This window comes from Leeuwenhoekiella blandensis MED217 (assembly GCF_000152985.1).
In the GTDB taxonomy this organism is placed as follows: domain Bacteria; phylum Bacteroidota; class Bacteroidia; order Flavobacteriales; family Flavobacteriaceae; genus Leeuwenhoekiella; species Leeuwenhoekiella blandensis.
Genome location: NZ_CH672395.1, coordinates 3,948,939 through 3,960,242, shown reverse-complemented (window position 1 = coordinate 3,960,242; position 11,304 = coordinate 3,948,939). Strand labels below are relative to the sequence as shown.

10 protein-coding genes are annotated in these 11,304 nt (G+C 41.5%); 4 read left to right on the top strand and 6 right to left on the bottom strand.

What is annotated here, in order from left to right; genetic code table 11:
- Nucleotides 1-98 precede the first annotated feature (98 nt).
- The 5 genes from MED217_RS17070 to MED217_RS17050 form a co-directional block, all read right to left on the bottom strand.
- Nucleotides 99-506, bottom strand: coding sequence for a VOC family protein (locus MED217_RS17070; protein ID WP_009781814.1), 408 nt, complete (start codon nt 504-506; stop codon nt 99-101).
- A gap of 146 nt (nt 507-652) precedes the next feature.
- Complete coding sequence (locus MED217_RS17065) at nt 653-3,121, bottom strand: ligase-associated DNA damage response DEXH box helicase (protein WP_009781813.1); 2,469 nt, start codon at nt 3,119-3,121, stop codon at nt 653-655.
- A 131-nt stretch (nt 3,122-3,252) separates the two neighbouring features.
- Nucleotides 3,253-3,615 carry an endonuclease domain-containing protein gene (locus MED217_RS17060; RefSeq protein ID WP_009781812.1) on the bottom strand — a complete coding sequence of 121 codons (363 nt, stop codon included), beginning with the start codon at nt 3,613-3,615 and terminating at the stop codon, nt 3,253-3,255.
- Nucleotides 3,616-3,724: 109 nt separating this feature from the next.
- Nucleotides 3,725-5,335, bottom strand: coding sequence for an ATP-dependent DNA ligase (locus MED217_RS17055; protein ID WP_009781811.1), 1,611 nt, complete (start codon nt 5,333-5,335; stop codon nt 3,725-3,727).
- Nucleotides 5,332-6,345, bottom strand: coding sequence for a ligase-associated DNA damage response exonuclease (locus tag MED217_RS17050; protein WP_040533792.1), 1,014 nt, complete (start codon nt 6,343-6,345; stop codon nt 5,332-5,334). The genes MED217_RS17055 and MED217_RS17050 overlap by 4 nt, the downstream gene beginning before the upstream one ends.
- Nucleotides 6,346-6,569: 224 nt before the next feature.
- Between MED217_RS17050 and MED217_RS17045 the strand changes: the two genes are divergently transcribed.
- The 4 genes from MED217_RS17045 to MED217_RS17030 all read left to right on the top strand — a co-directional run bounded on the left by MED217_RS17045 (nt 6,570) and on the right by MED217_RS17030 (nt 10,825).
- On the top strand, nt 6,570-6,998 hold the full coding sequence (locus MED217_RS17045; RefSeq protein ID WP_009781809.1) for a tellurite resistance TerB family protein: 429 nt from the start codon (nt 6,570-6,572) through the stop codon (nt 6,996-6,998).
- 107 nt (nt 6,999-7,105) lie between these two features.
- Nucleotides 7,106-7,594 carry a GNAT family N-acetyltransferase gene (locus MED217_RS17040; RefSeq protein ID WP_009781808.1) on the top strand — a complete coding sequence of 163 codons (489 nt, stop codon included), beginning with the start codon at nt 7,106-7,108 and terminating at the stop codon, nt 7,592-7,594.
- A gap of 9 nt (nt 7,595-7,603) precedes the next feature.
- On the top strand, nt 7,604-8,857 hold the full coding sequence (locus tag MED217_RS17035; protein ID WP_009781807.1) for an aspartate kinase: 1,254 nt from the start codon (nt 7,604-7,606) through the stop codon (nt 8,855-8,857).
- Between the two features lie 135 nt (nt 8,858-8,992).
- A complete protein-coding gene (locus MED217_RS17030; RefSeq protein ID WP_009781806.1) occupies nt 8,993-10,825 on the top strand; it encodes a bifunctional lysophospholipid acyltransferase family protein/GNAT family N-acetyltransferase in 1,833 nt (610 codons plus the stop codon).
- Here MED217_RS17030 and MED217_RS17025 read toward each other — a convergent pair.
- A complete protein-coding gene (locus MED217_RS17025) occupies nt 10,812-11,303 on the bottom strand; it encodes a GNAT family N-acetyltransferase (RefSeq protein WP_009781805.1) in 492 nt (163 codons plus the stop codon). The two genes, MED217_RS17030 and MED217_RS17025, sit on opposite strands and share 14 nt — an antisense overlap.
- Nucleotide 11,304 lies beyond the last annotated feature (1 nt).

Genomic DNA, 11,304 nt, shown 5'->3' with positions numbered 1-11,304 from the left:
CGCAAATTTCAAGTTTTCTAGATTGAAAGGCTGTTTATAAAAACAAAAAATCTGCTCGTGATGAGCAGATTTTTCTAAAAATTCTAGAATATGGAATCTTAATTTTTTTGATAATTCAGCATCCAGTTTACGCCAAATTGATCGCGCAATCTTCCGTAGTATGCATTCCAGCTGGTTTCTTGCAATTGAGTTACTACTTGTCCGCCGGCAGAAAGTTTTTCAAATAATTCATCAGTTTCTTCTTTACTCTCTAGATCCACGCTTAATTGAACCTGATTTCCTTCAGTAAGTGGTGTATCTGGTGCCGCGTCATACGCCATAATATGAATGCCTTTTCCTTCTAATTCCGCGTGCTGCAATTTGTTGCGATAATCTCCGGGAATATCAATTTCTTTGCCTTCATAGGTGTCTTTATTTTTGATCTGACCACCAAAGCAGTTCTGATAAAAATTTAAGGCTTCCTGACAATTTCCTCTAAAGGTTAAATACGGTTGTACACTTTTCATAACTTTATTTTTTTGGTTTTCCGCAAAGCGGAAAGATTAGTTTTCTTTATATTAAAGATACTGATAAACACTAGTGTTTATAGGCTGTAAGCTGTTATTTTAGATTTAAAGAAAGGCTAAAGTTTGTTAAGATTGAAAGGGTGCTGCTAGTATTTATCGAGATACTTCAGCATATTTTTAATGCGATCTTCAAGCTTCTCGCTGCTTAGTTTTTCACGAAGGCGATCGGTGATGATTGGGAAGGAAAATGGGGTCGCTTTTTTACAGTTTTTAACTACGATCTCTTGTTGTTCTATTCGCTCAAGAGCAATGCGCAAACGGCCTTCTTCCAATTGATGTTCAAAAGTCTCGCGATAGGCTTGCTGAAACAAAAGATTCTCCGGTTCATAATCTCTGAATACTTCAAACAACAACTGACTGTTGCTTTGCAAATGTTTGTTTTTGATGATTTTCCCGGGAAATCCTGTAAAAACCATACCGCTGATCACCGCAATATCTCTGAATTTTCTGCGGGCCATTTCTGTGCTGTTTAAGCTTTTCTGCAAGTCTTCAAATAAATAAGCCGAAGTAAACAAGTCGTTGTCGAGCACTTGCTGCATATCTATTTGTTGATCAGAAAGAATTTCAAAACCATAATCGTTAAAAGCGATGCTGAAGGTAATGGGCGACAGCAAACTGATGCGATAGGCGAGCAAACTGCCCAAAGCTTCGTGTACAAAACGCCCTTCAAACGGATAAAAAATATGGTGATAACCTTCCCGACTTTTAAAGGTTTCGATCAAAAATTGATCATCAGTCGGTACGATAGATTCTACGCGTTGCCGCTCAAAAATATCTTTGAGGGCTTGCAGTTCGCGCGTTTGTTCTTCCAAAGGAAGATTTGCCGAGTACAACTCTTCGCGCAGCAATTCGCTCATTTGCGCAGATAATGTGAGTCGGCCACCCATCCAACTTACCACGCGCGCTTGTTTTTTGGTTTTGGCTTTTTTGACCAAAACCTGCATTCCTTTAATGCGGTAGAGTTCGAGATTTCTTCCTGCAAAAGTAAAGACATCGCCGGGCTTTAGTTTAGAGATAAACCATTCTTCGACTGTACCGATGTAGCCACCTTTTAAATATTTTACCTGAAGCGCCGCATCGCCAACAATGGTACCAATTTGTAGCCGGTGGCGCATCGCTACCGATCTGCTGTTTACTTTGAATTTTCCGTCTTCTTCGATCTCAATTTTCTTATACTCATCATAGGCTTGCAACGACTGACTGCCTTTTGTGATGAAATTTAAGATCCATCGCCATTGCTCGTCTGACATTGCCTGAAAGCAGAAGGTTTGCTTGACTTCCTGATAAATTTCCGCAGGATAAAAACCGTCTGAAACTGCTAAAGTCGTCAAATACTGAATCAATACATCAAAGCTCAACAAATACGGAATACGATCTTCAACGACCTGATTGATCGCCGCTTTTCCCAGTGCTGAAGCTTCGATCAACTCGATGGCGTGCGTAGGTAAAAAGTAGATCACACTTTCTTTACCGGGCTGGTGACCGCTGCGTCCTGCACGTTGTAGAAAGCGCGCAACCCCTTTTGGACCACCAATTTGAATGATACTTTCTACCGGCGCAAAATCAACGCCCAGATCTAGACTCGAGGTACAAATCACGGCTTTAAGGCTTTCGTTGCGAATGGCTTCTTCAACCCACAATCGCGTTTCTTTATTGATGCTGCCGTGATGCATCGCCATCTCGCCGGCAAATTCGGGATGTTTATGCATCAGTTTTTGAAACCACAACTCACATTGCGCCCGGGTATTGGTAAAAAGCAAAGTGGTTTTACTATTATTGATGATGGGAACCACCTCTTCAAGCAAATGCAAACCCATATGCCCACGCCACGGAAATTTTTCCATAGTCTCCGGGATGATGCTTTCTACTTTGTAGGTTTTTCCAAGATTGGCTTTGATTAATGCAGAATTTTTAAATGCTTGAGATTCGGGTCCCAGAAGCACCTCGCGTGCCTGATTTAGATTCCCTATAGTTGCCGAAACACCCCAAATGCGCAACTGCGGCGCGATCGTTTTGAGGCGAGACAAACCGAGCTCTACTTGCACACCGCGTTTGCTTCCTAAAAGTTCGTGCCACTCATCAATAACGATAGCAGTAGTGTTTTTAAAAACCTTGTCATATCCTTTTGAAGTCAGCAATAACTGAAGACTTTCTGGAGTGGTGACCAGCAAATCGGGCATTTTCTTTTTTTGCTTCGCCCGTTCGGCTTGAGGCGTGTCACCGGTGCGAATCCCAACTGTTAGTTGGGTATCCAAACCATCAGCAAAACGTTGGGCTGCCTGTGCAATTTCAACAGAAAGCGCGCGAAGAGGTGTGATCCAAATCGCTTTAAGACCGGGCTTGTGTTTGGTTTTATAATCGGGATTGTTTTTGATATAATCCAATACGAAGGCTACCCATAAGGCGTATGTTTTTCCGCTACCTGTGGGTGCATTCAGCAATCCATTTTTACCTTCTAAAAATGCATTCCAAGTTTCTTCCTGAAAGGCAAAAGGTTTCCACCCTTGATCCTTAAACCAATTAGTGGCAAGTTTATGAAGTTGTTTGTGGGTCATTTCGTTATGAATAGCAGATGGGTTTTGAACTGGACTCAGATTGTTATGGCTCCCCTCCTAAATTTAGGAGGGGTGTCGCGATCTAAATCGCGACGGGGTGGTTTCATTACCGCCAATAACATTGATTTAATTTAGCATTTAAAATTATCCTCGATTTCTTTCAAAACACTTGGTAAAAGGTCAAACACCATTTTATTCTCAAAGCGAATTATAGTATAACCTAAATCATTCAACTTCTTTGTGCGGAATTCATCGTACTCCATGGCGGTAGAGCTTAAATGATGTTGTCCGTCAAGTTCTATGATCAATTTTTCTTTCGGGCAATAAAAATCAACGATAAAATGTGATATACTGTGTTGTCTTCTAAATTTTCTTCCATTAAGTTGAGATTTTTTTAAATAGTTCCATAAATAAGCTTCAGCCGCTGTTAAATTAGACCTTAGATACTTTCGTTGAGATTCGAGTTCCTTTAAATTATGTACTTGTTTTTTCATTTTAAACAACCTGTTACCACCTCTTTCTTTGCCTTTGGCAAATTCATTCTCCTCCTTGAAAAGGAGGAGAGCGTTTAATCCTTTTAAAGTTAAAATTTCAAATGTTTCCTTATTTAGATTTCTCAGGCTTTGGGATCAATTGTTTTAAATCTTCAAGGGTATTGGCATCCTCTATTTTTTTATCTTTCCGCCAGCGCAGCATTCTTGGGAAACGGGTTGCAACTCCACTTTTATGACGTTTGGAAGGGGCGATGCCTTCAAAAGCGATCTCAAAAACGTGATACGGAGTCACGCTGCGCACAGGACCAAAACGTTCTAAAGTGTTCTTTTTGATCCACGCATCGAGACTGCGAAACTCCTTATCAGTAAGGCCGGAATACGCTTTGGCAAAAGTGACAAGTTCTTCTTTGTTATCGTCCCAAAGACCAAAAGTGTAGTCGGTAAATAAATTACTGCGACGGCCGTGCCCGCGCATCGCATAGGTGAGTACAGCGTCAATGGTAAGGGGTTCTACCTTCCATTTCCACCAGTCTCCTTTTTTACGTCCTACTAGGTAGGGTGAATCTTTTCGCTTCAGCATCAAACCTTCAGACATGACTTCGCGGCTGCGTTCGCGTTCTTGAGCCGCAGCTTCCCAGGTGTCAAATTCCATAGTTTCAGAAAGATGCAGCGGCAGCGATTCCGTTTTAACTTCGCTATATAATTTTTCAAGGATTTTGCGCCTTTCGGCGAAAGCCAGATCGCGAATGTCTTTGTCTTTCCATTCTAAAATATCATAAGCTTTGAGGATTATCGGCGTTTTTTTGAGCAATGCTTTAGAAACATTTTTACGACCAATACGCGTTTGTAAATCATTAAAGGTGCCGATCACCCCATTTTTAAACGGAAGAATTTCACCATCCAAAACGGTTCCGTTAGGCAAGGCTTCGACCAAAGCCTCAAACTCAGGATATTTATCGGTAACTAATTCTTCACCGCGACTCCATACAAAGAGTTCGTTATCCCGAATGATCACTTGCGAGCGAATGCCGTCCCATTTATGTTCTGCAAACCACTCAGACACATCTCCTAAATCTTCGGGCTCATCTTCGATTGCGTAAGCGAGGTAGAACGGATACGGTTTGCTGAGGTAATCTGCTTTGTTTTCTTCTAAAATAAGCTCTTGAAAGCTTATGGTCTTGGGATCCCAATTCCCCATAAGTTTATAGGCCAAAATATCAACGTCAATGCCGGTAGCCTTTGCGAGCGCACGCGTCATCAATTTCTGGCTCACGCCAATGCGAAAACTTCCTGTAATGAGTTTGCTAAATACAAAACGCTCATAATAGTTGAGGTCGGTCCAGTTGGATCGCAGATAAGCTCGTTTTTCTTCTTCGGGTTTTTTCTTGAGTGCGATAATTTCTTCCAGAAACTGGGTGAGACTTTTGTCGGTACTTTCTTCTGAAGCGGGAATGACCAAAGCAATCGTCTCAGCGAGATCGCCTACGATGTGGTAACTTTCTTCAAACAACCACAAGGGAATGTTTGCCAACTCCGAAGCCCAAGTGCGCAGTAAGGTTGTATTTACCGGTCGGGGAGGTCTGCGGTGTGAAAGTATTGCGATCGTCCACACTTTGTCTTGCGGCGGAGCCACTTTAAAATATTCGGTGAGGGCATCAACCTTGATGTTGGTTTTGTTGGTGCTGTCTATCTTTTTAATAAGTTGGGCAAATGCTCTCATTCCTGTTCTTTTTCAGTTTCCTCTCCTAATTCGCCTTCATATTGTGTCGCTTCGGTACGTGCATCATAACCTTGCTCCAGCAAATACCGAGTGAAAATATCGGTATAGCCGTGCGTGCTGATGATCTTTTCGGCACCAGTAGCCTCAATACTTTCTAATAATCCTTGCCAATCACAGTGATCGCTCAGGACAAAACCTTTATCGATCGCCCGGCGTCTTCGGGCTCCTCTAAAGGTCATCCAGCCACTAGCCGAAGCAGTAACATAAGGCACCATTTTACGAATCCATGTACTGCCGTGTGCGCTGGGAGGAGCGACCACAATATTTCCCAGAAGTTCTTCTTTTTTGGTCTCGCGGGTGACGCGCGTGGTTTCTGGCATCGGGCTGAGCGGCCGTATTACTTCCGTCATATTTTCAATAGCACCGTGCGTATAAATTTTACCGATATCTGTATCTAAATACCTCAACAAACGCTGTGCTTTCCCTAAGGAATAGCCAAAAATCACCGAGGTTTTACCTTCAGCTTTATTAGCTGACCACCAGGTGTTGATGTCATTAAACACTTCGCTTTGCGGCCGCCATTTAAAAGCAGGAAGTCCAAAGGTACATTCGGTAATAAACGTGTGACATTTGATGGGTTCGTACGGAGTGGCGATGCCGTCATCTTCGGTTTTATAATCGCCTGTAAATACCCAGACTTCGCCTTTATGTTCTACGCGAATTTGCGAGCTGCCAATAATATGACCTGCAGGATGCAAACTGAATTTTACATTTTTAATCTTAAAAGTTTCGCCCCATTCCTTACCGGTTACATTTATTTCGCCCAGCCTGTGTTTAATAATGGGCACGTTAATGTGATGCGTGATGTATGCTTTGTGCCCCCAGCGGCTGTGATCTGCGTGGCCGTGAGAAATAATGGCTTTTTCGACCGGTTTCCAGGGGTCGAGATACACATCTGCCGCAGCGCAATAAATGCCCTTTTCGTTAAATTGAAGAAGTGGTGGTTTAATGGTATTGGAGCTTTTAAGATTCAAACGATTGAATTTTAAAGGTATAAAGTAGAATTTTAAGCCGTAAACCGATTAAGAAAACATTAGCAGGATTTAAGAAAGCTTAGTGTTTTTAGGGGCTGCCAAAGGATGGCGTAAAACACAGAAGGTGTTTGATATAAACTGAATTTTAAATTTTAAAAAGAGGCTTAAATAATTATCTTTGACGACTTAAAATTTAAACCATGTCTTTTTCAGATTTATTTGATAGTGGCGAGCATAGACGTAACCTTGGGCATTTTGCAGCAATTGCAAATATGGCTACGGTAGACGGCGAGTTGAATGCTGAAGAAACTAAACTTTTAAAGCGTTTTGCAGTAAAACTAGACATCGACGAGACCGAATATGTTGATATCGTTGAGAATGCACGCAGATACCCTATAAACCCACCTAACAATTCAGAAAAGCGTTTAGAGCGTTTACACGATTTGTTCAGAATGATTTTTGTAGATCATACCATTGATGATCACGAGCGTTTCTTAATCGAAAAATATGCGATAGGTCTTGGCTTTAGCGCAGAGCGTGCTAAGGTTTTAATCGAGCGTTCTATTCAGATTTTTCAAGGAGGAATCGATTTTGATGATTATCTATACCTTTTAGATAAGAAGAATTAAGAAACCACATACGTTTTTTAAAACCCATCGTAAAAGCGATGGGTTTTTGTTTTTGTGGTGGTTGATTCGCTTCTTAAGCTGTATATTTAACAGAGAAACATTTTAATATGAAAGCAACAATTCGCAAAGCGGAAGCCGATGATATGGCTCAAGTATTACGCCTTATAAAAGAACTGGCGATTTATGAAAAAGAGCCAGATGCTGTTGAGGTAACGGTAGATGATCTTATCGCATACGGTACCGGAAGCAATGCCGATTTTACGTGTTTTGTTGCAGAACGGGAAGGTGAGATTCTGGGCATCGCACTGGTTTATTATCGTTTTTCAACCTGGAAGGGACGCACGGTTCATCTTGAAGATCTCATCGTGCGCGAGCAGTACCGCGGCGAAGGCTTAGGGATGGCGCTGTATACCGAAGTGATCAAGTACACGTATGAGCTAGGTCTCAAACGCGTAGAATGGGTAGTGCTCGACTGGAATACTTCGGCGGTTGATTTTTATGAAGCTTCAGGAGCAAATGTGATGAAAGAATGGAATACGGTACAAATGGATACCGAAGCGATGAAAAAGTTTCTGAGCAAAAAAGGTTTAGCTTAAACAGATTGCATGGGTTTTCAGGTGTATAAATTTGGTGGTGCTTCAGTTCAAAATGCAGAGGGTGTAAAAAATCTGGTCAAGGTTTTAGAGCAAACTCAGGTAGAAGATCTGGTGATCGTGATTTCGGCGATGGGCAAAATGACCAATGCGCTTGAGGATGTGGTAGCTGCCTATTTTGAAGCTTCTTTAAAAACCGATACCATAGAAACCGTTGAAGCGTTTCACCACAACATTGCATTAGAACTTTTTGAAAACCCTGCTGCTCCGGTCTTTAAAAAGATTCAAGCACTGCTTGAGGAGTTGAAAGGCTTTTTGCAGCGCAACAAATCACCCGACTATAATTTTGTTTACGATCAAGTGGTGATCTATGGAGAATTATTAAGCACTACGATCGTTAATGCATTTTTGGAAAAAGAAGGATATAGAACTACCTGGCACGATGTGCGTGACTACATTAAAACCGATACGCATTATCGCGAAGGAAAAGTGAACTGGGAAGTAACTATGCGCAATTTGAGTAGAAAGGTTCCCAAAAAAGGAATTCAGCTTACGCAAGGTTTTATCGCTTCAGACCCAAACGGATTTTCAACCACTTTAGGCAGAGAGGGAAGTGATTACACTGCTGCGATTATCGCCTATTGTCTAAATGCTGAGCGCGTTACCATTTGGAAAGATGTTCCCGGTGTATTGAGCGCAGATCCACGCTATTTTGAAAACGCGACGTTGCTTAATTTTATTTCCTATCAAGAAGCAATAGAGTTGGCGTTCTACGGCGCTTCAGTAATTCATCCTAAAACGCTTCAGCCGTTGCAGCGTAAAGAAATTCCGCTTTTTGTGAAATCCTTCTTGAATCCGCAGGAAGCAGGAACTCAGGTGAGTGTCGGGAATTTAATAGAACCGTTGGTTCCGTGTTATATCAGAAAAACCAATCAAGTGCTTATTGCGCTTTCCTCATTGGATTTTTCGTTTATGGCTGAAGATAACATCAGCGAGATCTTTAAACTTTTAGGCACCTATAAGATGAAAGTTGATTTGATTCAAAATTCGGCGATTAGTTTTTCGGTTTGTGTAGACAATAAATATAAAAATCTAGATGCGCTGGTTGCCAAGCTGCGCGCTGATTTTAAAGTGACGGTACACGAGAATGTGTCGCTGTATACCTTACGTCACGCCACAGAAGAAGCGCTCAAATCGCTTGAAAAAGACAAAAAAATTCTTTTAAAACAGGTGATGCAAAATACGGTTCAGTTGTTAACTGTATAACGTGCTTGCAGCCTTTTTTGCTATCTTTGTTTCCTACTTACTAAGTGGGTTTATGCGATTGCAAAAACAAGAACCTAACAAATTATAACTTACGATCTTTACCTGATGTAAAGGTTTTTTGAAGACAAGGAATTCATGGGATTAGTTACCGCAAAAGAAGTTGCAAAGGCGATCAATGTAGATAAATTTGGTTTTGCGGGTACGTTTATGGGATGGACCTTGATGAAAGTACTTAAGATCTCAAAAGCCAACGAGATCTACGATCGCAACAAGCACTTAAGCGATCTAGAATTTCTAAATGCGATCTTAGATGAATTTGAGATCGATTTTGATATCCCCGAAGAAGATTTAAAACGCCTGCCCAAAGCAGGAAGTTATATCACGATCAGTAACCATCCTTTAGGAGGAATTGACGGGATTTTATTGCTTAAACTACTCATTGAGCAGCGTCCCGATTTTAAGATCATCGCAAATTTTCTTCTGCATCGTATCAAGCCGTTAAAGCCTTACGTGATGCCGGTAAATCCGTTTGAAGATCATAAGGATGCGCAATCGAGTATCGCCGGATTCAAACAGGCGATCAGGCATTTGAGAGACGGGCATCCCTTAGGGATTTTTCCTGCGGGAGAAGTTTCTACATATAAGGATGATAAGCTTATCATTGATAAACCTTGGGAAGAGGCTGCAATGAAACTCATCAAACGTGCAGAAGTTCCTGTAGTTCCTATTTATTTTCACGCTAAAAATAGCAGGCTGTTCTATCAGCTTTCACGCATCAGCGATACGCTGCGTACGGCTAAACTTCCTTCGGAATTGCTTACGCAGAAAAAGCGTACCATTCACGTGCGTATCGGGAATCCGATTTCGGTTAAAGCGCAAAAAGAGCACGAAAGCTTAGAAGATTTTACGGAATTTCTAAGACGTAAAACCTATATTCTGGCGAAGACCTTCGAGAAGAAATCGTCGCTTTTGAGCACAATTCCACATTCTCTAAAAACCCCTAAAGAACCTAAGAAAATTGCCAACGAAGTCAAGGCCGAACTTATTGAGCAGGAGGTGAATAGTCTTCGTGAGAACGAGAAAAGGCTGTTGCAGAGCAAAAATTATGAGGTGTTTTTGGCTTCCGCAGAGATCATTCCCAACATTTTAAATGAGATTGGGCGTTTGCGTGAGATCACGTTTAGAGAAGTGGGAGAGGGGACCAATGAGCCTACAGATCTTGATCGCTACGATCATCATTATCATCACTTATTCCTTTGGGACGAAGACAGTAAAAAAATCGCTGGAGCCTACAGAATGGGACTTGGAGCCCATATTATGCCGGAACATGGGATTAACGGTTTTTATCTACAAAGCCTATTTAGGTTTGAGCCTGAGCTGCATAAAATGATGAGTGAAAGTATTGAAATGGGCCGTGCATTTGTGATCAAAGAATATCAACAAAAGCCAATGCCGCTCTTTCTATTGTGGCGCGGAATTGTACATACCACCTTGCGTTTTCCTGAGCATAAATACCTTATTGGTGGCGTGAGTATCAGTAATCAGTTTTCAAATTTTTCTAAGTCGCTGATGATCGAATTTATGCGTTCGCACTATTACGATCCGTATATCGCACAATACATCAGACCGAAAAAGGAATTTAAGGTCAAGCTGAAAGATGCCGATAAAGAATTTGTTTTTGACGAGACCGAAGCAGATTTGAACAAGTTTGATAAGATCATTGAAGAGATGGAAACCGGTAATCTACGTCTCCCGGTATTGATCAAAAAATACATCAAGCAGAATGCAAAAGTGATTGCTTTTAATGTGGATCCATTATTTAATGATGCTATAGATGGGCTAATGTATATCAAGATCGAAGATCTTCCTGAAAGTACCGTAAAGCCGGTTCTTGAGGAATTTCAAGCCGAATTAGAACAGAAGCTGGAGCAGGCACGCAACGAAGACGAGTCCGCTAAAGAATCTTAGTACTTCGGCGTTCTAAAAGCGCATTATCTTGCCATTTACCATTGCGTTTAGCGATTTTTTCGTGGATTCCTAAAAGTCTAAAGCCTAACTTTTGATGTACGTGAATACTGGCTTTATTCTGCGGAAAAATATGTGCAGTTAGCGTCCAAAAGCCTTCTTGTTCACTCGCTTGAATTAGTGCCTCAAGCAATTGAAAACCTATTTTTTTACCTTGATGTTGCGGCGCGACATACACCGTAACTTCAGCAACCCCGTGATACACTTGCCGTTTAGAAACCAGACTCAACGCTGCCCAGCCGGCAATCTCATTATCAAACTGCGCAACTAATCTACAAACCTTGCAAAAGCGTAAATTCCAGGCTTCAAAATCTGGGGCCTCTGTCTCAAAAGTTGCTATTTGGGTGTCGATTCCTGCATGGTAGATTTTAGCGACTTCAGGATAATCCTCAGGCTTAAATGGTCGAATTAGAAGATCCATG